16 protein-coding genes are annotated in these 15,815 nt (G+C 60.7%); 9 read left to right on the top strand and 7 right to left on the bottom strand.

Going from position 1 to position 15,815, the window contains the following annotated elements:
- The first annotated feature begins 102 nt into the window (after positions 1 to 102).
- Complete coding sequence (locus ACYAR8_RS17095; protein WP_463580502.1) at positions 103 to 1,386, top strand: NAD(P)/FAD-dependent oxidoreductase; 1,284 nt, start codon at positions 103 to 105, stop codon at positions 1,384 to 1,386.
- A 161-nt stretch (positions 1,387 to 1,547) separates the two neighbouring features.
- On the opposite strand, the gene ACYAR8_RS17090 is transcribed toward ACYAR8_RS17095, so the two are convergent.
- Positions 1,548 to 2,267 carry a hypothetical protein gene (locus ACYAR8_RS17090; RefSeq protein WP_108120110.1) on the bottom strand — a complete coding sequence of 240 codons (720 nt, stop codon included), beginning with the start codon at positions 2,265 to 2,267 and terminating at the stop codon, positions 1,548 to 1,550.
- Positions 2,268 to 2,484: 217 nt separating this feature from the next.
- Here ACYAR8_RS17090 and ACYAR8_RS17085 point away from each other — a divergent pair, with 217 nt between their 5' ends.
- Positions 2,485 to 2,661 carry a hypothetical protein gene (locus ACYAR8_RS17085; protein WP_175514151.1) on the top strand — a complete coding sequence of 59 codons (177 nt, stop codon included), beginning with the start codon at positions 2,485 to 2,487 and terminating at the stop codon, positions 2,659 to 2,661.
- 144 nt (positions 2,662 to 2,805) lie between these two features.
- Here ACYAR8_RS17085 and ACYAR8_RS17080 read toward each other — a convergent pair whose 3' ends face one another.
- Positions 2,806 to 3,570 (bottom strand): TerC family protein, encoded by a 765-nt coding sequence (locus ACYAR8_RS17080; protein WP_074887242.1) that lies wholly within the window; start codon positions 3,568 to 3,570, stop codon positions 2,806 to 2,808.
- Positions 3,571 to 3,687: 117 nt separating this feature from the next.
- On the opposite strand from ACYAR8_RS17080, the gene nhaR reads away from it, so the two are divergent.
- Positions 3,688 to 4,584, top strand: coding sequence for a transcriptional activator NhaR (gene nhaR / locus ACYAR8_RS17075; protein ID WP_463580501.1), 897 nt, complete (start codon positions 3,688 to 3,690; stop codon positions 4,582 to 4,584).
- Here nhaR and ACYAR8_RS17070 read toward each other — a convergent pair.
- A complete protein-coding gene (locus ACYAR8_RS17070) occupies positions 4,581 to 5,738 on the bottom strand; it encodes an MFS transporter (RefSeq protein WP_463580500.1) in 1,158 nt (385 codons plus the stop codon). The genes nhaR and ACYAR8_RS17070 overlap by 4 nt on opposite strands.
- A 157-nt stretch (positions 5,739 to 5,895) precedes the next feature.
- Positions 5,896 to 6,405 carry a DUF1993 domain-containing protein gene (locus ACYAR8_RS17065; RefSeq protein WP_463580499.1) on the bottom strand — a complete coding sequence of 170 codons (510 nt, stop codon included), beginning with the start codon at positions 6,403 to 6,405 and terminating at the stop codon, positions 5,896 to 5,898.
- 109 nt (positions 6,406 to 6,514) lie between these two features.
- Between ACYAR8_RS17065 and ACYAR8_RS17060 the strand changes: the two genes are divergently transcribed.
- Positions 6,515 to 7,192 (top strand): YceH family protein, encoded by a 678-nt coding sequence (locus tag ACYAR8_RS17060; RefSeq protein ID WP_463580498.1) that lies wholly within the window; start codon positions 6,515 to 6,517, stop codon positions 7,190 to 7,192.
- Positions 7,193 to 7,941: 749 nt separating this feature from the next.
- Here the strand turns inward: ACYAR8_RS17060 and ACYAR8_RS17055 are convergent.
- The gene (locus tag ACYAR8_RS17055; RefSeq protein WP_463580497.1) at positions 7,942 to 8,754 is read right to left on the bottom strand and encodes a shikimate 5-dehydrogenase; all 813 of its coding nucleotides are present in this window, start codon (positions 8,752 to 8,754) and stop codon (positions 7,942 to 7,944) included.
- 227 nt (positions 8,755 to 8,981) lie between these two features.
- Here ACYAR8_RS17055 and ACYAR8_RS17050 point away from each other — a divergent pair, with 227 nt between their 5' ends.
- The 3 genes from ACYAR8_RS17050 (at position 8,982) to pbpG (ending at position 11,038) form a co-directional block, all read left to right on the top strand.
- Positions 8,982 to 9,347 (top strand): hypothetical protein, encoded by a 366-nt coding sequence (locus ACYAR8_RS17050; RefSeq protein WP_074887226.1) that lies wholly within the window; start codon positions 8,982 to 8,984, stop codon positions 9,345 to 9,347.
- 234 nt (positions 9,348 to 9,581) lie between these two features.
- A complete protein-coding gene (locus ACYAR8_RS17045; RefSeq protein ID WP_463580496.1) occupies positions 9,582 to 9,764 on the top strand; it encodes a hypothetical protein in 183 nt (60 codons plus the stop codon).
- 332 nt (positions 9,765 to 10,096) lie between these two features.
- Complete coding sequence (gene pbpG / locus ACYAR8_RS17040; protein ID WP_108120101.1) at positions 10,097 to 11,038, top strand: D-alanyl-D-alanine endopeptidase; 942 nt, start codon at positions 10,097 to 10,099, stop codon at positions 11,036 to 11,038.
- Positions 11,039 to 11,082: 44 nt separating this feature from the next.
- Here the strand turns inward: pbpG and ACYAR8_RS17035 are convergent, their stop codons facing one another.
- A complete protein-coding gene (locus ACYAR8_RS17035) occupies positions 11,083 to 12,015 on the bottom strand; it encodes a magnesium transporter CorA family protein (RefSeq protein WP_074887218.1) in 933 nt (310 codons plus the stop codon).
- 4 nt (positions 12,016 to 12,019) lie between these two features.
- A complete protein-coding gene (locus ACYAR8_RS17030) occupies positions 12,020 to 13,603 on the bottom strand; it encodes a RimK family protein (protein WP_463580495.1) in 1,584 nt (527 codons plus the stop codon).
- Positions 13,604 to 13,692: 89 nt separating this feature from the next.
- Here ACYAR8_RS17030 and ACYAR8_RS17025 point away from each other — a divergent pair, with 89 nt between their 5' ends.
- Complete coding sequence (locus ACYAR8_RS17025) at positions 13,693 to 14,823, top strand: peptidase C39 family protein (protein ID WP_463580494.1); 1,131 nt, start codon at positions 13,693 to 13,695, stop codon at positions 14,821 to 14,823.
- A 351-nt stretch (positions 14,824 to 15,174) separates the two neighbouring features.
- Positions 15,175 to 15,633: a DUF2214 family protein gene (locus ACYAR8_RS17020; protein WP_074887208.1), complete on the top strand. Its 459-nt coding sequence runs from the start codon at positions 15,175 to 15,177 to the stop codon at positions 15,631 to 15,633.
- The last annotated feature ends 182 nt before the right edge of the window (positions 15,634 to 15,815 follow it).

Here is a 15,815-nt window from a genome sequence, read left to right as displayed (position 1 = left end):
ACGCCTTTACCAGGCGGCAAACCTCCCACGGCGGCTGGCCGCCAAATTTCATCTCAGGTAGGATCCGCCCATTCGTAAAAAATATAAAACAGGGGTTACAGGATGACGAACACGCCATACCCACATTCCTACTACGCCGCTTCCGCCAACCCCGTTCCGGTTCGGCCTCGGCTGCAAGGGGACGTCGAGACCGACGTGGTCATCGTCGGCGCAGGTTACACCGGACTCTCCAGCGCGCTGTTTCTCCTGGAACACGGCTTCAAGGTCACCGTGCTGGAAGCCGCAAAAGTCGGTTTCGGCGCCTCGGGCCGTAACGGCGGGCAAATCGTCAACAGTTACAGCCGCGACATCGACACCATCGAAAAGACGGTCGGACCGAAGGAAGCGCAACTGCTCGGGCACATGGCTTTCGAGGGCGCGCAGATCATCCGGGACCGCGTCGCCAAATACCAGATCCAGTGCGACCTGAAAGATGGCGGCGTTTTCGCCGCGATCACGCCCAAGCAGATGGGCCATCTGGAATCGCAAAAACGTCTCTGGGAACGCTACGGGCACACGCAGCTGGAGCTGATGGACCAGCGCCGCATCCGTGAAGTGGTGGCATGCGACCAATACATTGGCGGCCTGCTCGACATGAGCGGCGGTCATATCCACCCGCTGAACCTGGCGCTGGGCGAAGCGGCGGCGGTCGAGTCGCTGGGTGGAGTCATTTACGAACAGTCGGCGGCAACGCGCATTGATCGCGGCGCCAGCCCGGTGGTGCACACCGCCGAGGGCAAGGTTCGGGCGAAGTTCGTCATCGTCGCGGGCAACGCCTATCTGGGCAATCTGGTCCCGGAACTGGCGGCCAAGTCGATGCCCTGCGGCACTCAGGTCATTACCACCGAGCCGCTGAGCGAGGAACTGGCGAGCACACTGCTGCCCCAGGATTACTGCGTCGAGGATTGCAACTACCTGCTGGATTACTACCGGCTTTCCGGCGACAAGCGTCTGATCTTCGGCGGCGGCGTGGTGTACGGCGCGCGCGACCCGGCAAATATCGAAGCCATCATCCGGCCTAAGATGCTCAAGGCGTTTCCGCAACTGAAAGACGTGAAGATCGATTACGCCTGGACCGGCAACTTCCTGCTGACCTTGTCGCGGTTGCCGCAAGTCGGCCGGCTGGGCGATAACATCTACTACTCCCAGGGATGCAGCGGCCACGGGGTGACCTACACCCATCTGGCCGGCAAAGTGCTGGCCGAAGCCTTGCGCGGACAGGCAGAACGATTCGACGCCTTCGCCGGCCTGCCCCACTACCCGTTCCCCGGCGGGCAACTCTTGCGCACGCCGCTGACGGCATTGGGTGCCTGGTATTACAGCCTGCGGGACAAGCTGGGGTTCTGACGGACCACGCCGGTAAGTCTCCCGGGCTCGGATGTCCGTCCCATTGTAGGAGCGCGCTTGCCCGCGAATGCCATCGATCAGGCGCTAAAGGGGCGACTGACCCACCGCGTTCGCCAGCGAGCCGGTTCCTACAGGTTTTGCAACCAGCCCGGAATCACCACTCATTTTTCTGAGCGGGAAGCCGGATTGTTCAGCGCCTTGACCGCCTCACCCGCCGCCTGTTCCTGCCCGGCCTGGGCCAGATCATTGGCGGCCTTCAGCCAGCGCTCACGGTCCACCGGCACCGGCACCTGGCGCGGGCTCTGAATCAGCACGGCCCAGTTGCCGGCGTCGTTCCAGTCCGAAGTAAACGAATCGAAGCTCGTCGTCACTCGCCCCGGCCCGGTATAGATCAGCACTGTGCGCTTGTTCTGATCAAACCCGACCAGCACGCCGTAGCGCTGCCCTTTCCACATCAGGGAGCCGTCCGAAAACCGTACCAGGACCGGATACCCCGCCGACACCTGGGCCAGCAGATCAGGCAGACCATGGTCGACGGGGTACACCACAAAGCCGTATTCCCGAGCCAGGTCCAGCATGCTGCGGTCGAGCCGGTCTTCGGCGCCCGGCAGTTTCAGCGGTTTTTCCAGCAACCCCGGCGTGGTCTGTACGCCATGCACGGTCAGCATGCTGGCCAGCGCGAAGGGCGCGCTCTGGTAATCCTTGCCCCGGAACGACGGCACCGCGTTGATTTCCACCCGGTCGGGCAGCGTCTTGTACATCGGCGGGTAGCCGGGCTTCCAATTGTGGGCATTCGAGCAGCCTGCCAAGACCAGCACGGCAGCAAGGGCCAGCCATTTGCGTCGACCCGCAACGCTATCCAATCGCGTCAATGCCCGCACATTCTTCACTCTTTTGACTGATGGAGACGGATGCCGAGATCCGGCCGAAGCGCGGATGATAGAGCCGCCACCGGTTGCGGTATAGCCCGAAGCGCTGTCAACGCGAGCGGATAGAACGAATCGGTCATGCAATTCCTACCATCGGTCAATTTTTAGCAACAACAGGGAAGCTAGACTGTCGATTACCAAGAGACGAAGAGAAGAGCCGGAGGAAGCCATGAGCCTCGGAATGACCATTGTGATGTTGATCGGTGCCTGGCTGGCCGTTGCGGCTGCCATGTTGTGGGGGGTGATGCGCATCTCGCGTCGCCATCATCCGCATTATCGGGAAACCGAAGCCGCGAAATCCGTAGAGCGTGCACAACGCAAAATCCGTCATGTCACGGCGCACTGATACTGCCGTGTACTGATGGATCACAGTACAAACGAAAACGGTCGGTAATGGCTTTCCATTCCCGACCGTTTTTTATTGCCTCGCTATTTACCGCTTCTTCCTTCCTGCTCCGCCCTTGATAGTCAGGCGGAGCTCACCTCGGCGTCAGACCTTCTGGCCCTGCGCCTCGGCTTCCAGACGACGCTGGCGGGACCGGCGAACCAGCATGTTCAGCACTTCAATCAGCGCCGAGAACGCCATGGCGGTGTACACATAGCCTTTCGGTACGTGGGCGCCGAAGCCTTCAGCGATCAGCGTCATGCCGATCATGATCAGGAAGCCCAGCGCCAGCATGACCACGGTCGGGTTGTCGTTGATGAACTTGGCGAGAGGCTCCGACGCCACCAGCATCACGACCACGGCGGCCACTACGGCGATGACCATGATCGGCAAGTGCTCGGTCATGCCAACGGCGGTGACGATACTGTCGATGGAGAACACCAGGTCGAGCATCAGAATCTGACCGATCGCTGCAGCCATGCCCAGGGTGACGGTGCTGGAAGCGGCTTTCTCGGCTTCGCTCTTGATGTCGACACTGTGGTGGATCTCGGTGGTGGCCTTCCAGACCAGGAACAAGCCACCGGCAATCAGGATCATGTCCTTCCAGGAGAACGTCTGGCCGAACACTTCGACCACCGGCGCAGTCAGCTGAACAATCCACGCCACGGTGGTCAGCAGGCCCAGACGCAGGATCAACGCCATGCTGATACCGATCCGGCGCGCCTTGGTGCGCTGATGCACCGGCAGCTTGTTGGTAAGAATCGAGATGAAGATAAGGTTGTCGATACCGAGCACGATTTCCATGACGACCAGTGTCGCCAGGGCGATCCACGCCGTTGGGCTTGCAGCCAGTTCCAGAAGGTATTCCATATAACGAGTGTCCAGTATCAGTTCAGGGGATAGGGCGGCATTCTAGGGACGGAAACACTTCAGTAAAATTCGTATTTTTCAGGCGTATACTTCGGTTTTCCCGAAGTGACGACGACCATGCTCAATTACCGACAGCTGCACTATTTCTGGGTCGTGGCCAAAACCGGCAGTATCGTCCGCGCCTGCGAGCAGCTGAACCTGACGCCCCAGACCATCAGTGGGCAAATCAGCCTGCTGGAGCAGACCTACGGCGTCGAGTTGTTCAAGCGCGTGGGCCGTCAACTGGAGCTGACCGAAACCGGACGCGTCGCCTTGCCCTACGCCGAACAGATGTTTCAGCTAGGTGGCGAGCTCGAAGCGGTTCTGCGGGCGCAGCCGGACGAGCAGCAAATCCTTTTTCGCGTCGGCGTCGCCGATGTCGTGCCCAAATCCATTGTCTATCGGCTCATCGCGCCAAGCATGGCGCTCAACGAGCTGGTACGCATCAGTTGCCGCGAAGACCAGCTCGAACGCCTGCTGGCGGACCTTGCCATTCAGCGCCTGGACCTGGTGATTTCCGACAGCCCGATGCCCTCTCATCTGGACATTAAAGGCTACAGCCAGAAGCTCGGCGAATGCGGCGTGAGTTTTTTTGCCACCCGCGCCCTCGCCGATCTGTACGGCGAGAACTTCCCCCACGGCATGCATGGCGCGCCGCTGCTGGTTCCCGGCCAGCAGACGGTAGTGCGCAGCCGGCTGATGCGCTGGTTCGCCGAGCAGAATATCCAGCCGAAAATCGTCGGCGAATTCGACGACAGCGCCCTGATGAAGGCCTTTGGCAAATCAGGCAGCGGAATTTTCATTGCGCCGAGCGTCATCGCCGATGAAGTGATCGAGCAATACGACGTCGAATTGATCGGCCACACCGACGCCGTGACCGAGTCGTTCTACGCGATCTCGGTCGAGCGCAAGGTCAGGCACCCCGGCATCGTTGCGATCACCGAAGGCGCACGCCACCAGTTGTTCCCGGACTAGGCGTCACAGGTTGCAGGGTTTGGGCGGACGGTCATCAGCAACAAGGCCAGCAGGATCGACAGCAGGATGATGCCGGCCGCCGCGAAGCCCAGGCTGCCAAGGCCAAGATGATCGATCACCCGTCCGCCGATGATCGCGCCAATGCCGATGCCCAGATTGGCACCGGCGATGTTCAGCGAGGCGGCAAAGGCCGGGGCCTGTGGCGCGGCTTTCATCAGCCGGACATGGCTGACCAGAAACAGCGCCGCCTGGGTCGCGCCCCACACGGCTAGCGCCAGGGCCAGCGCAGGCAGCGAATGCATGCTCGGCACCACCATGACCATGCCGCCGATCATGAAGGTGCAGAAGGTCAGGCTGGCGATCAACGGATGGCGGTCCACCAGCCGCCCGCCAAGAGAGTTACCCAGCAGGCCTACCGCACCAAAGCCCATCAGGCACCAGCCGACCACCGTGCCGTTGAATCCGGCCAGCCGCTCCAGCATGTCGGCCAGGTAGGTGTACGCGGTGAACATGCCGCTGAAGACCAGCACCGACAGCAGCACGTGGCCCTGCATCAACGGGCTGCGCAGAATCCGAAACTGGCTGCGGAAAGAGGCTTGGTCCTTGTGCACGCTGCGGGGCAGGTAAATGAACAGCAGCAACGCCTTGGCGAACGCCATCACCGCAAGGAAGGCAAAGGCACTCCGCCAGCCGATGGCGTCCGAGATCAGTGTGCCGACGGGGATGCCGAACACTGTGGCGCAGACGATGCCGAAGCCGATCTTGGCGATCGCGCGGCCAGCATGGTCCGGGCCGACGATGTCCACGGCGGTTTCGCTGGCCAGGGCCCAGAACACCGGCAGCCCGAGCGCCGGGATCAGCCGCGCGGCGGCCATCACCCAGATGTTGGGCGCCAGCGCTGCAACGACGTTGGAGACGCCAAACATGATCAGCACCGAAATGAACAGGCGCTTGCGCTCGAAGCGCGAAAAATACGCCGTCAGGAACGGGCCGAAGCAGGCCACGGTGAAGGCGAACAGCGTGACCAGCAAGCCGGCCTGAGGGATGGTGACAGCCAGGTCGCGGGCGATGGCGGGCAACAGGCCGACGATGACGAACTCTGTGGTCAGCACGGTAAAGCCCGCAGCTGACAGCAGGTAGATGGGGAAAAACATGAAATCTCCAGAACGACAAAACGACCAGTCCTTGCGGAGCGGCCGATCAGATGTGGCGTGAATCAGGATGCGGAGGGTAACAGCGCCGGGCGCTTGGGGGCCAGGCGCCGGACGAAACACATGTCGCTGCCCGCGCTGAGACGGGCAGCGAGGTCTGTCAGTAAGCGCCCATGTAGTCGCGCTTGCCCACTTCCACGCCATTGTGGCGCAGCAGGTCATACGCCGTGGTGACGTGGAAGAAAAACTGCGGCAGCGAGTAATGCAGCAGGTAGGTCTGGGTGTTCAGACGCTTTTCCTTTTCGGTGCCAGGGCGCAGCACGATCTCGCGCGCTTCGTTGCCATCGACCTGCTCGGCCTTGATTGTGTCGAGGAACGCCAGCACTTTGATCAGCAGCGCTTGCAGGTCGGCGAAGGTGGTTTCGGTGTCTTCGTACTTCGGCGGCTCAAGGCCTGCCAGTCGTGCGCCGGCACCTTTGGCGAAATCAACGGCGATCTGCACCTGACGCACCAGCGGGAACATGTCGGGGAACAGACGCGCCTGCAGCAGGGCATCGGGCTGAATGTTTTTGGCGGTGGCGTGGGCTTCGCCTTTGGCCAGAACGGCGCTGAGGGCGGTGAGCATTTGCTTGAAGACAGGAATCGAAGCGGCGTAAAGAGAAAGGGTCATGGCAGTTCCTGGGGGAATGAGTCGCACGGAGACGAACGCGAACGCGGCTTGTCTTTTACCTCATCCAGCCCCTACCCTCATAGCCTTTTCAACGCTTGGGGAATGGGTCATGTCTGACGAGCTGGATTCCGAAAACACCGTTGAAGCCGCGGATACGCTGCAGCTGAGCAGCACCGAAGTGCGCATTCTGGGCTGCCTGATAGAGAAGCAGGCAACCCATCCCGAAACCTACCCCCTGACCCTCAACGCGCTGGTGCTGGCGTGTAACCAGAAGACCAGTCGCGAACCGGTGATGAACCTGACGCCGGGCCAGGTCGGTCAGAGCCTGCGCGCGCTGGAAAGCCTGCAACTGACGCGTCTGGTCATGGGCAGCCGGGCGGACCGCTGGGAACACCGCGTCGACAAGACACTGGAGCTGGTGCCGGCGCAACTCATCCTGACCGGCCTGCTGTTGCTGCGCGGACCGCAGACCATCAACGAGCTGCTGACCCGCATCAACCGCATGCACGACTTCGAAGACGCCGACGCGGTGGTGCATCAGCTTGACCGGCTGATCGGGCGCGGGCTGGCGGTGTTGATCCCGAAACAGGCGGGCCAGCGAGAAGATCGGTATATGCATGCGCTGGGTGATCCGGCTGACATGGAGACACTTCTCGCCGCGCGCGCGCATCCGACCGAGCGCAGCAGTTCAGGCAGCGCGGGGCATTCAGCGCTGGCCGAACGGGTCGAGGCCCTTGAAGCACGCATCGCCATCCTCGAAGAACGGCTGGCGAATCTAGAGGGTTGAAGGCGGCCTGACAAGCTGGCACTGACACAACGCGTTCTCGGGCAAGCGCTCCTACAGGTTTTGCGTTCGCCCAAGACCATGATCGCTGCCGAGATCCATTGTAGGAGCGCGCTTGCCCGCGAAGACGGCGTGTCAGAATTGAAAGTGTCGACTGACACAACGCGTTCGCGGGCAAGGTGGAACGCCACCCCGGTCACTCCTACAGGTTTTGCGTCCGCCAAAGACCATGATCGCTGCCGAGATCCATCGTAGGAGTGAGCTTGCTCGCGATCGCATTTTGCCACGCACAGATGCGTGTAATGGACGACCTTCTTCGCGAGCAAGGTGGAACGCCACCCCGGTCACTCCTACAGGTTTTTGCGTCCGCCCAACACCATGATCACTGCGGAGATCCATTGTAGGAGTGAGCTTGCTCGCGATCGCATTTTGCCACGCACAGATGCGTGTAATGGACGACCTTCTTCGCGAGCAAGGTGGAACGCCACCCCGGTCACTCCTACAGGTTTTTGCGTCCGCCCAACACCATGACCGCTGCCGAGATCCATTGTAGGAGCGCGCTTGCCCGCGAAGACGGCATGTCAGACGTGGAGATGTCGACTGACACAACCCCTTCGCGAGCAAGTTGGAACGCCACCCCGGTCACTCCTACAGGTTTTGCGTCCGCCGAAGACCAGGATCGCTGCCGAGATCCATTGTAGGAGCGCGCTTGCCCGCGAAGACGGCTTGCCATTGGGTAAGCGGCAGACGCATCAGCCGCGCGCAAACGCCGCCGCTGCCTGATATTGCTCCTCGCTTGGGGTCACGCCGGTGTAAAGGATGAACTGCTCCAGCGCCTGTATCGCCGCGACCTGGTCACCGGTGATCAAGCGCTTGCCGAGGCGCTCGGCCTCGACAATGAACGGCGTGCGTGCAGGCGTGGCGACGACGTCAAACGCGGTGTCGGCCTGCTCGATGGCGGACACGTCAAAGGCCAGCGCCCCGGCCTGATCGCCTGCCATCCCCAACGGGGTGACGTTCACCAGCAGCGGCGGGCGTTCACTGCCCAGTTCGGCCTGCCACGCAAAGCCGCACGTCCGGGCAAGCGCCCTGCCCGCCTGTTCATTGCGCGCCACGATCAGCCCATCTGTAAAACCGGCGTCGCGCAGGGCACAGGCGACCGCCTTGGCCATACCACCGCTGCCGCGCAGGGCGAAGCGGGTGCGCGGGACCTGATGGGTGTCGACCAGTTGGGCGATGGCGATGTAATCGGTGTTGTACGCTTTCAAGTGGCTATCGGTATTGACGATGGTGTTGATGGATTGAATGGCGGCGGCGGACGCATCCAGCTCATCGACCAGCTCAATAGAGGCTTCTTTAAAAGGCATGGACACGCCGCACCCGCGAATGCCCAATGAACGCATGCCGGCGATGGCCGCGGGCAGGTCGTTCGGCGAGAAAGTCTTGTAATAGAAGTTCAGGCCCAACTGTTGATAGAGGTGGTTATGGAAGCGCACGCCGAAGTTGCCCGGACGTCCGGCCAGTGACATGCACAACAGCGTTTCCTTACTGGCAGTGACCAACATGAAATCTCCCGAGTGGTATTAGAAGACGCCTGGGGAAAGGCGTAGAATCCCATCGCTCGCCCAGAACCGGCACAGCCGTTGTCATTAAAGTTGTCGAATACCTTACACAAAATTTACGCAGCGGCCTCGCAGATATTTCCGAAACCGTTGTCTGAGAAGTTATCCCGTGGCAGTGCCTGAGCGTAACGCAGGCTCGCGACAACGGGACTGAACACCGAGGAACAGTCATGATTCGTCAGATCCCCAAAGTTGCCCTGTTGTTAGGCGCCCTCGCCCTCGCAGGCCAGGCTGAAGCCCATGGCGGCGGCCCGGGCTGGGGTGGAGCAGCCGTGATCGGTGCGGTCGTTGGCGGTGTGGTCGGCGCGGCCGTAGCGTCCGGTCCGACGTATGTATCGCCGGCTCCCGTATACGCGGCCCCGGCACCTGTTTATTACGCGCCACCGCCGCCACCGCCGGTTTATTACCAGCCGGCGTATGTCGTTGAACGTCCGGTCGTGTATGAGCAGCGCTATTACGGCCCGCCACGCTATTACGGTCCACCGCGTTATTACGGCCCACCACCCGGCTACTACCACGGTGGCGGTCGCTGGTAACAGCGGTTTCCTCAGGCAGGGCTGCCGATCATGCGCGTCAGCCCTCACCCAATAATGACCCCGCCTTCCCCGGCGGGGTTTTTGTTTCCGGGCCTTATACCGGACTCAGGCGCGGTTCAGCCACGCTGCCCACCACCGTCCCTACCCGCGCATCAATGACGACTATCGAGCGCGTTGATTTCTGCATCCACTGATCGGGCCGTAAAGTGGCGCCATGGATTGATGGAGGCACTTATGACCAAGGTTCAAATCATGTCGGTTGTCGGCAGCGCAGTACCCGCCCAGCTTCGCGAGCGCGGTCTGTTGGCGTGCTGGTACTTGATGCACGACGGCGAACCCGTCAGCGGTCCTTTGCCTTCACTGCCGGCCGCCCAAGCGCTATCGCAGCAACTTGAATGCCGCCCGCTCAACAGCTGAAACCCTGTTCGCTCTTTCCTCGTGAATTGTGCGTTGCTCCGCACACCCCTTTAGCCCGCCTCATTAATGACGCGGGCTTTTTTTTGCTTACGAATCCGGTTTCGATGCGCGGCCCTGTTCGTCAGGCGGCCCACAAACAGCAATTCGACCCTTTTAAATACAGGGTTTTTGGATCCGCTACCTGAACCTGAGCCATACAACAGCGGTTTATTGGCGAAACCCCGTGCCACCCCATCGACAACTTCAGAAACTTGCTCCTAAAATGCGCCGAACTTGTTGTCGTCCTTGAAGAAAGTCCGACGTTCCACGCTATTTCCATCATTAAGTGAGCGTTGCTCTTGAAAATTCGCCCAACCGTCATCGGTCTATTATTTGCACTTACAGGCTGCGCACTTTCCACCCTCGCACTGGCCAAAGAATCGGCCGGGTTCAATCGTGATCCGTCCAATCTGCATCTGGCTTCCGGCAGCGCCATGATTACCGACCTGCAAACCGGTCAAGTGCTGTACGCCAGTAACCCCGACATCGTCGTGCCGATCGCCTCGGTCACCAAACTGATGACCGCGATGGTCACCCTCGACGCCAAGCTGCCCATGGACGAGATGATCAAGGTCGATATCTCGCAGACCGCCGAAATGAAAGGCGTGTTCTCCCGGGTCAAGCTGGGCAGTGAGCTGAACCGCCACGACATGATGCTGATCACCCTGATGTCATCGGAAAACCGCGCAGCGGCGAGTCTGGCCCACAGTTACCCGGGCGGTTACCCGGCGTTCATCAAGGCGATGAACGCCAAGGCCAAGGCCCTGGGCATGAACCACACCGTGTACATGGAGCCCACCGGACTGTCGGTCTACAACGTTTCCACGGCGCGTGACCTGACCAAGCTGGCCCTCGCCGCACGCAACTACCCGATGCTGCGCGAGCTGAGCACCACCCCAGAGAAAACCGTGACCTTCCGCAAGCCGAACTACATCCTCGGCTTTAGCAACACCGACCATCTGGTGCGTAAATCCAACTGGGACATCAAGCTGACCAAGACCGGCTTCACCAACCAGGCCGGCCACTGTCTGGTGCTGTTGACCAGCATGGCCAATCGTCCGGTGTCCGTGGTCATTCTCGACGCCTTCGGCAAATACACCCACTTCGCCGATGCCAGCCGCATGCGCTTGTGGATGGAAACGGGCAAGAGCGGCCCCGCGCCGGAAGTCGCCCTGCAGTACAAGAAAGAAAAGAATCAGGTGATGAGGCAGAAGGGTTTGCAGGCGTCGGAATAACACCTCCCGCCACGTTCAGTGGGAACCCGCCGGGCTCCCACCGATCACTGACTCGCCCGCGCCATACGCTTGAGGATCACCACCATCCCCACGCCCAACCCGGCCATGCCGACCAGCAACGCCGGGTAGCTGATCCACCACGGGATGGGCGTGGTCATCATGCTGTATTCCGACATCCCGCCAATCCCCGCCAGCAGGTTCAGCGGCAAGAACACCACGTTGATCAACGTCAGCTTGCGCAGCAGGGTATTGGTGTTGTTGTTCACCAGATTGCCCCGCGCGTCCATCAGGCTGGCGAACACGGTGGAATAGATGTTCGCCTGTTTATGGCACTGCTCGTTCTCGATGATCATGTCTTCGATCAGCGCCAGACTGTCGCCGGAAAACTGATGCTTGTGGGCGTGATTGCGCAGGCGGGTCAGGACCGAGCCGTTGCTGTCGATGGCGTTGATGTAATAGACCAGGCTTTCGCTCAGGTTGAACATCTGCACCAGATGGCGGCTGTCCATCGAGGCATTGAATTGCTGCTGCAGTTCCCGGGCAATCATCTTGATCACTTTGAGGTGACCGAGATAATGATGGATGTTGTGGAACAGCACCTCCAGCAACACGTCCATCAGCGTGTGCATCGGCCGGTGCTGTCCCAGATCGCTGATCTGCTTGCTGTCGGCGCAGATCAGCACCATGTGGCGGGGGCTGAGCAGGACCCCGAACGACGACACGTCAAAGGAAAAGGTGTCTTTGCCCGAATAGTTCTCCGGGCGCTTCCAGATCATGAACAGCGCGTCCGGATGAAACTCGATCCGCGACACCTCGTCCGGGTCGAGCGCCGAGGCCAGGGCGTGGTCGTCCAGATTGAAGCGCTCCAGCAGCAGGGTCTTCTCCGCTGCGTCCGGATCGCTGAACCACAGCACACTCGCGTCGGCTTCGGCGCATTCCCGTAACCGGCCCGCCTCCAGGCGGTGACCCTTGACCACCGCCCTAACCCGCCAGACCGCGACGTTTGATGTCGAGCCGGCGAATGAACTCCTCCAGCACCAGCGCGTACAGATCGTCCTGCAGCCAGGCGTCTTCAATACCGGCGTCGAGGTTCGGGTTGTCGTTGACTTCGATCACCACCACGCGATCGCCGGACTGCTTCAAGTCGACGCCGTACAGCCCGTCGCCAATCAGGTTGGCAGTCTTCACCGCCAGATCCACCACCGCCCGCGGCGCATCATGAACTGCGAGGGTACGGCACTCGCCGTTGATCTCCGCATCGATAGCCTTGTGGTTGTAAATCTGCCAATGCCCCTTGGACATGAAGTACTGGCAGGCGAACACCGGTTTGCGGTTGAGCACGCCGATGCGCCAGTCGTATTCGGTGTAGAGGTATTCCTGGGCCAGCAGCAGCACTGAATGTTCGAACAGCTCCCGAGCCGCCTCCTGCAATTGCTGCGCGTCCTGCACTTTGATCACGCCTTTGGAGAAGCAGCCGTCGGGGATCTTCAGCACCAGCGGGAAGCCCAGTCGTGCCGCGACGTGCTCCAAATCATCCGGTCGCTCCTTGTAGAGGATTTCCGTGGCCGGCATGCCCAGCTTGTGGCTCTTGAGCAGGTCGGTCAGGTAGACCTTGTTGGTGCAGCGCAGGATCGACGCCGGATCATCCATCACCACCAGCCCTTCGCTCTCGGCCTTCTTGGCGAAGCGGTAGGTGTGGTTGTCGACGCTGGTGGTCTCGCGGATCAGCAGCGCGTCGTATTCGGCCAGCCGCGAGTAATCCTTTTTCTCGATCAGCTCAACGTCCACGCCCAGTTGCTGGCCGACGCGGATGAAGTTGTCCAGCGCCTTGCGGTTCGACGGCGGCAACGCTTCCTGCGGGTCATGCAGAATCGCCAGGTCGTAGCGATAGGTGCGAGGGGAACGGGGCTGGCGCCAGATCTTGCGACTGAAGCTGTCCAGGGACTGAGCGAACTGGTCCTGCTGATGATCACGCAGGCGGGTCAAGGCGCCGGTTTTGATGCCGACGATGTGCCAGTTGTCGCGCTTGCGAAACTCCACCAGCAGGATCGGCGCAGGAAACGCTTCGAATAGCTGACGGGCCAGATCCTGCAACGGCGCGAGATCGGTCTGACCGAAATACAGGCTCAGGGTGAAGCCCTCGGTTTCGTCATACGGATGGTCCCGCAGCGCATGTTCGAGGCGCTTGTCGAGGTCATCCAGGGCCAGGCCGTAAAGGGATTTGCGGGTCAGCTCGCTGATGGTCTTCACCGACGGAATCACATGGTGCCCCCGGGCTTCGGCCAACAGCGAGCAGTAATAACCGTGGCCGAGGTAGCGGTAACTGCGGCACAGGTTGATCACTTGCACCCGCTGCCCGGCAGTGTTCTGGGGCGGGTTCTCCAGATAGTCCTGGGCGCTGATCAAGTGTTCGCTGGGCAAGTAAGACGACCAGTCTTCCAGCCGCTCCACGACAATCAACAGTTGGCTTCGGGTTGAAACAGGTTTCAGCGGATTGACATTAAAAGTTGCCGAACGCTGAGGTTGTGCTGATACTTCGTCGGTCTTCACCGGCACCGCATTCATGAGTTGATCCTTCGGGAAACAGTCCTTTCTATAAAACATGGCTTTGTAGAAATGTCCCGTTTCGTTACTCACTCTTTACGGTGTCGGACATGAACTTTATATATCGCCTCGCCCAGCCTGCCGATGTGGATGAACTGTTGGTGCTGGAAAACCAATGCTTCGAATCTGACCGCCTGAATGCCCGCAGCTTTCACTGGATGGTCACGCGGGCCAACGCGCGATTGATCGTGGCGCTGACTGATCAGCCTGAACAACGCCTGGCCGGATACGCGCTGGTGCTGTTTCATCACGGCACGTCGCTGGGCCGCCTTTACTCCCTGGCGATCAGCGACGATGCCCGGGGCCAGGGTCTCGGGCAGCAACTGCTGGCCAAGGCTGAACAGCATGCCCTTGAGCGTGAGTGTGCCTATCTGCGCCTTGAAGTCCGGCCGGACAACGCTCCGGCGATTCGCCTGTACGAGCGCAACGGCTATCGGCTGTTCGACCGCATCGACGACTACTACGAAGACCACGCACCGGCACTGCGCTACGAAAAACGCATCCGCGAACACGCCATCGGCGTCGCCCGCCACGTGCCGTACTACCCGCAAACGCTGGACTTCAGCTGCGGTCCGGCGTGCCTGCTGATGGCCATGAAAGCCTTGCAACCGCCGCGCGCCATGCAGCGCCACGAGGAGTTGCAGATCTGGCGCGAGGCGACCACGGTGTTCATGACCTCGGGCCATGGCGGTTGCAGCCCACAAGGTTTGGCGCTGGCCGCATTGCGCCGGGGGTTCGAGGTCGGCCTGCAGGTGTCGGTGCGCGGGCCGTTGTTTCTCGCCGGCGTGCGCAGCGAAGAAAAGCGTGAAGTCATGCGTCTGGTGCACGAGGAGTTCAGCCGCGAACTGGCTGGCAGCGCGGTCCGTCAACTGGGCAGTGCGCCGCTCAATCTCTGGCAACTGCAACAGGACAACGGTCTGGCGCTGGTGCTGATCAGCAGCTATCGGCTGACCCGCTCCAAGGCACCGCACTGGGTGCTGGTCACGGGGTGCGATGACGATTTCGTGTACTTGCACGACCCCGATATCGATCACAGCCAACAGCGTCAGGCCATGGATTGCCAATACATGCCGGTCAGTCATAAAGAGTTCGCTGGCATGAGTTGTTTTGGCGGTGACAAACTTCGCGCGGCGGTTGTTCTTTATCCACAAGAAGATCCGCAGGCGCAGGCGCTTATATAAATGGCGTCAGGTGGAGCACTGTTCGCGTAAAGATCCCGTCGTACTGATTGCAGTTGAACCGGCAAAGGGAATGAATAGGCGCTCGGCCTTCGGGCGACTTGCTGGATGAGCGTAATGGATAACTCGGTGATCGGTTTGATAATTCTTTCGGTGATAGCGCTCTTTGGCGTGTCGGCGTTCTACTTTGATTTTGTTCATCCGCACCGCGAGGGCAAGCACTCGCAGAAATGATGAGCAACGCCCCGGGCATTATTTTTCTCGCGGCGCTTGATCGATCAAGGCGTAACGCCAGTGACCCGCTACGCTTGTCTGGTGACGCTTGGTTTGCACATCGCTCGGGGGAGTTGAAACATGCTCATCAAATGGGTACTGGCTGCGTTGCACCTGCTGGCGTTCGGTTTTGCGATAGCGGCGGTGCTGGCGAGGGGACGGGCATTGCGGCGGTTGCGCACGGATGATCCGCGATCGTTCAGGGATGTGTTCGTGGTCGACAATATCTGGGGCGTCTCCGCGGGGATTCTGCTGATCACCGGGGCGTTTCGGGCGTTCGGCGGGCTGGAAAAAGGCTCGTATTACTACCTGCATCAGCCACTGTTTCACCTGAAAATGGCGGCGTTCGTGGCCATTCTCGCGCTGGAAGTGGTGCCGATGTTCGCGCTCATCAAATGGCGCATCGCATTCAAGAAGAACCTGCCCATTGATACAACCCTTTCGCGCCGTTTCGCACGGATCAGCCACATGGAGGCGTTACTGATGGTCATCATCGTCATCGCCGCCACGGGCATGGCGCGGGGGATATTGTTGAGTTGAGGGGTTTAACAACCGTGGATAGCTGCCGATTCTGGCGGAGCCGCTGCATCGCCGGCTCCGGATTTTGCGCACGCCAGAGATCGTGCCGGGTGCCGAGATCATTGTAGGAGCGCGCTTGCCCGCGAAAGCATCGTCCCTGTGACGAATCGATGAACTGACCCAGCGCCTTCGCGGGCACGCGC

Source organism: Pseudomonas sp. HP_01, from assembly GCF_055284355.1.
Note: the sequence above shows the minus strand (reverse complement) of the source record. Positions and strands in the feature narration are given on the sequence as shown.

What these genes read in the sequence shown, in the direction of transcription:
- ACYAR8_RS17070 (WP_463580500.1), bottom strand. Translation starts at nt 5,738, where the DNA reads ATGTTTTTCCCCATCTACCTGCTGTCAGCTGCGGGCTTTACCGTGCTG.
- ACYAR8_RS17055 (WP_463580497.1), bottom strand. Translation starts at nt 8,754, where the DNA reads ATGTTGGTCACTGCCAGTAAGGAAACGCTGTTGTGCATGTCACTGGCC.
- ACYAR8_RS17060 (WP_463580498.1), top strand. Translation starts at nt 6,515, where the DNA reads ATGTCTGACGAGCTGGATTCCGAAAACACCGTTGAAGCCGCGGATACG.
- ACYAR8_RS17080 (WP_074887242.1), bottom strand. Translation starts at nt 3,570, where the DNA reads ATGGAATACCTTCTGGAACTGGCTGCAAGCCCAACGGCGTGGATCGCC.
- ACYAR8_RS17050 (WP_074887226.1), top strand. Translation starts at nt 8,982, where the DNA reads ATGATTCGTCAGATCCCCAAAGTTGCCCTGTTGTTAGGCGCCCTCGCC.
- ACYAR8_RS17045 (WP_463580496.1), top strand. Translation starts at nt 9,582, where the DNA reads ATGACCAAGGTTCAAATCATGTCGGTTGTCGGCAGCGCAGTACCCGCC.
- ACYAR8_RS17095 (WP_463580502.1), top strand. Translation starts at nt 103, where the DNA reads ATGACGAACACGCCATACCCACATTCCTACTACGCCGCTTCCGCCAAC.
- ACYAR8_RS17085 (WP_175514151.1), top strand. Translation starts at nt 2,485, where the DNA reads ATGAGCCTCGGAATGACCATTGTGATGTTGATCGGTGCCTGGCTGGCC.
- ACYAR8_RS17030 (WP_463580495.1), bottom strand. Translation starts at nt 13,603, where the DNA reads ATGAATGCGGTGCCGGTGAAGACCGACGAAGTATCAGCACAACCTCAG.
- ACYAR8_RS17065 (WP_463580499.1), bottom strand. Translation starts at nt 6,405, where the DNA reads ATGACCCTTTCTCTTTACGCCGCTTCGATTCCTGTCTTCAAGCAAATG.
- ACYAR8_RS17020 (WP_074887208.1), top strand. Translation starts at nt 15,175, where the DNA reads ATGCTCATCAAATGGGTACTGGCTGCGTTGCACCTGCTGGCGTTCGGT.
- ACYAR8_RS17025 (WP_463580494.1), top strand. Translation starts at nt 13,693, where the DNA reads ATGAACTTTATATATCGCCTCGCCCAGCCTGCCGATGTGGATGAACTG.
- nhaR (WP_463580501.1), top strand. Translation starts at nt 3,688, where the DNA reads ATGCTCAATTACCGACAGCTGCACTATTTCTGGGTCGTGGCCAAAACC.